Below are 3,385 nucleotides of genomic sequence, written 5' to 3'. Positions count from 1 at the left end.
GTTCGTGCTCCGCACGGTGCCGCTGGTGTCGTCGGTGTGCATGCCCCGTGGCTACCCGGATGATCTCCGGGTTCCACGTCGCCTGCGCTGATGCGGAAATCTGCGTGATCCGCGCCGAGCCGCGAAAACGCTGACGCCCGGAGCCGGACTCGCGAAGGAGCAAGCGTGCGTGGCCGAAGTACGCGGCGTCGTACCGGCCGAAGATGGGACGGCTGCGAACTCAGGCCGCCCGTGCCCGCGCGATGATCCCGGTGATCAGCTCGGCCGAGTCGGCGCAGCTCATGGCCACGCGTTCGACCTCGTCCCGAGCTCGCACGAACGCCGCGACGTCCGACTCGGACTGCAGGAAAACCGAACCGCGGTGGTGTTCGAGGTGCACCACCGGCGCCGCCTTGGAGAACTCCAGCAGGAAGAAATCCCCGGAGTGCGCGGGAGTCCAGCCCGCGCTGTTCGGGATCACCCGGATCTCGACGGTGTCCTGCGCGCCCAACTCCAGCAGCAGCCGCAGCTGCTCCAGCAGCGTGCCCGGGTCGCCGATCGGCTGGTGCAGCGCCGTTTCCAGGATGAGCGCGCGGTAGTGCACCGGTGACCTGCGGCGGGTGATGATCTCGCGGCGGCCGAGGCGCAGCGCGACCCGCTTGTCCGCGTTCTCCGTCTCGCCCGCGTGGATGATCGCGCGGGCGTACTCCGGGGCCTGCAGCAGGCCGGGCACCACGTTGGTCGCCACGTCGGTGATCCTGGTGGCGGTCCGCTCGAACTCCAGCAGCGTGGCGAGCTGATCGGACTGCCCGGGAACGCCTATCGGGGTGCTCGGTGGCGGCTCGGCGGCCGCCTCGCGGGCCAGCTTCAGCATCCGGTTGCGCGCGGTGGCGCTGCTGCCGAGCACCGCGCAAACCGCGGAGACCGACTCGGCCGACGGCACCCGGTCCCCGCGCTCCCAGCGCACCAGAACCGAGTGCGAGACGTCCAGGATCGCGGCCAGCCTGCGCAGCGCGAGACCGCTTTTCTGGCGTGCGTCGCGCATTTCGGCGCCCAGCACATAGGCGCGGGGCCGGGGAGTGGTTCCGTTCATGGAAGGAATGTTAGTCATTTGCAACAAGATCGGCGATCATCCGAACGAGCTATTGTCAATAGGTCTCGGAACCCGACATCCTGTTTCCGGTATTTCCGCGCGGACGGCGGCGCGCTCGGCGGTGCACGGCCGGTCCGATGCGAACCGGCGCGGCGTCCGGTGCGGCCGCGGGTGCGGGTGCCGAAAAGTGCTCCGGTGTTCCGGGCGGAGCGATGCTGCGAATCGAATGAAGTGAATCGGTTTCTGATTTGGAAGGGGGAATGGTGCGCGGTGCGGAGGACCCCGTCGGCCGGGCGGACCCCGGACGCACGGCGTCCGGCGCGGATTCGGCCTCGTGCGGGGAAAAACCCGGCTCGGGCCGGGAGCCGGCGGGGTCGGGAGACGTCCGGTGAGCGCGCACGCCTGGATGGCATCCGCGTTCGCCGCGACTTGGCACAAGGTGGCCGTGTCCGCGCGCGGGACCGCGCCCGCCGCCGCTTGCGGGCACCGCATCGGCGGACCGGTGCACCGCAGGCTCATCGGCCCGCTGCCGGATGACGGGCGAATTCCCTGCGCGGCGTGCGCCGCTGTTCTCGCCACATTCCGCGGCACCCGGGAATTGCGCGCGCCGTACTCCGGTGGCGGGTATTTCTCCGGGCAACTGCCCACCGGGCCGGGGCAGCCGGAGTGGCCGGAGGCCGACCCGGAGGGTCCGCGGAATCCGCCGGGCCGGAACGGTCTTCCGGACAATTCCGCCGAACCCGGAAGGCATACCGGCGAGGCAGCATGAACCGGCTCGGCCGCCCGCGGGGCTCGTGCCGACCCGGTTCCGACCGGGCTCCTGCCGAGGTGCCCGGCTGATGTGACCCGGCCGACCTCGCCGGCCGGGCGGTCCGAAGACGGGCCTGCGTCGCGTCCCCGTCCCCGCGTGGCGCCGGCCCCGGCCGGGGCGATGCCGATTCGCCTCCCGCATCGCCCCGGCCCCCGCGCGGGGTTGCTCCCCGCATCCCCGGCCCACTCGTCGTGCTGCGGCACCCCGGGTCACGCACCGCGCTGCCGCGGGATCCGCGGTGGCAGCCTGCGTCCCAGGTCCGTGAAGACCTCGGTGTTCAAGTGGTACGCCAGCCGGACCTCGGCGGTGATCCGCTTCTGCTCCCGCGAATCCCAGCCCGCGGTGTCCAGCAGCAGCCGGTAGGCGTTGCGCACCCGGGGGCGGCTGGGCACGTCGTCGAAGGTGAGGAACGCGAAGCCCTGCCCGTCCGGCGGGTTCAGGCTGCGCTGCATCGCCGAGCGGATCACGGCGCCGCCGGAGAGATCGGCCAGGCAACGGGTGTAGTGGTGCGCCACGAACCCGCCGGGCCAGTCGAAGCACACCTCGCGCAGCCGCTCGCAGTAGCGCTCGGTGGCCTCGCTGGCGCTGATCACATCGCGCCAGTCCGGGCCGAGGTAGTAGTGCAGGTCGGTCTCCAGGTGCGGCAGCCTGCGCAGCCGGTCGCTGACGAACGGCCCGGCGACGACGTCGCTGCGCATCACGTCGGCCGCCGATTCCAGGACCTGGTAGGCGAAGTAGTGCTGGGCGAGCATCACCGCGTAGGCGTCGGCCTCCAGCTCGCCGGCGATCAGGGCGCGCAGGAAGGGCAGGGTTTGGACGTGTTCGTGCTCGGTGCGGGTCTCCGACCGGAGGCGGCCGGCGAAATCACTGCGGACCGGTTGCTGCGCGGGTGACACTCGAACCTCCGTGGTTAGGTTAGCCTTACCAAAACCAAGAGGATCCTGACATGCGTCCGGTGAGGCTGCCAAGAGGTCGTCGTTGTGATGCGGGCTCAGCTGCGCCCCGCGCGCCAGTAGCCCATGAACGCCACCGCGCCCCGCGGTACCTGGTGGTCCTGCACCATCAGCCTTCGCAGCCGCTTGATCACGGAGGCTTCGCCCGCCAGCCAGCCGTAGAGCCGGGCGGTCGCCGCGGTCGTCTCCTGCGGCACATCCCACAGCGTCGCGGAGTCGACGTCGACGTCTTCGAGTGCGGTGGCGCAGTCCCCGCCGCTGGCGCTGAACTCGGACAGCGCGGCCGAAACCGAGTCCTCCAGCAGCGCGCCGTGCGGCAGCCAGCCGGTCGGGCGCCGCCGCACCAGCCAGCGGATCTCCACGTTCCGCGGGCCCTCCCAGGTCTGGATGTCGTCCACGGTGGGCACTTCGGCGCAGACCACGCCGCGGGCGTCGGCGGGCAGCGACTCCACGATGGCCGCCATCGCGGGCACCGCGGTCTCGTCCCCGGCGAGCACCAGCCGATGGGCGGAGCGTGGCGGGGACCATTCGCAGCCCCACATGGGTCCG

At 71.6% G+C, this 3,385-nt stretch carries 4 protein-coding genes; 1 reads left to right on the top strand and 3 read right to left on the bottom strand.

What is annotated here, in order from left to right; translation table 11 throughout:
- Positions 1-220 precede the first annotated feature (220 nt).
- Positions 221-1,072 carry a Scr1 family TA system antitoxin-like transcriptional regulator gene (locus tag IJH84_RS15545; RefSeq protein WP_295145687.1) on the bottom strand — a complete coding sequence of 284 codons (852 nt, stop codon included), beginning with the start codon at positions 1,070-1,072 and terminating at the stop codon, positions 221-223.
- Between the two features lie 388 nt (positions 1,073-1,460).
- Here IJH84_RS15545 and IJH84_RS15540 point away from each other — a divergent pair, with 388 nt between their 5' ends.
- Positions 1,461-1,841, top strand: coding sequence for a hypothetical protein (locus tag IJH84_RS15540; protein ID WP_295145685.1), 381 nt, complete (start codon positions 1,461-1,463; stop codon positions 1,839-1,841).
- 251 nt (positions 1,842-2,092) lie between these two features.
- Here IJH84_RS15540 and IJH84_RS15535 read toward each other — a convergent pair whose 3' ends face one another.
- Complete coding sequence (locus IJH84_RS15535; RefSeq protein WP_295145683.1) at positions 2,093-2,779, bottom strand: heme oxygenase (biliverdin-producing); 687 nt, start codon at positions 2,777-2,779, stop codon at positions 2,093-2,095.
- Positions 2,780-2,874: 95 nt separating this feature from the next.
- Positions 2,875-3,385: siderophore-interacting protein (locus IJH84_RS15530; protein ID WP_295145681.1), on the bottom strand; the 511-nt coding region annotated here is incomplete at its 5' end.

This window comes from Saccharopolyspora sp., assembly GCF_017434145.1.
Classification (GTDB): domain Bacteria; phylum Actinomycetota; class Actinomycetes; order Mycobacteriales; family Pseudonocardiaceae; genus Saccharopolyspora_C; species Saccharopolyspora_C galaxeae.
The sequence above is the reverse complement of the archived record's forward strand: the minus strand, read 5'-3'. Positions and strand labels throughout refer to the sequence as shown.